This window comes from Promicromonospora kroppenstedtii DSM 19349 (genome assembly GCF_000515355.1).
Classification (GTDB): domain Bacteria; phylum Actinomycetota; class Actinomycetes; order Actinomycetales; family Cellulomonadaceae; genus Promicromonospora; species Promicromonospora kroppenstedtii.
The window spans coordinates 1,666-1,907 of the sequence record NZ_KI911622.1 but is presented as its reverse complement, the minus strand read 5'-3'; positions in this window follow the sequence as shown (position 1 = coordinate 1,907).

The window sequence follows — 242 nt, the reverse complement described above, 5'->3', positions numbered from 1 at the left end:
GTGCGCTGCACGCTTTCGAGGCCTAAGTTTCTTCGCTTTGCGCCAACGCAAAGCGAAGAAACTTAGGCCTCGAAGGTGAGAGCCGGCCGGGGCGTCCCCGCCCTGTTCAGCGGGACGCCCAACCGTCGCCCGCGTAGCGTTGGCGCAGGAGGTGCGTCATGAGCGACTCACGTGCGGCGGCCGGCGGCGGCGCCATCTACGGGCTCGGCGTCATCGGGGCCTGGGTCTACTTCTGGCAGCAG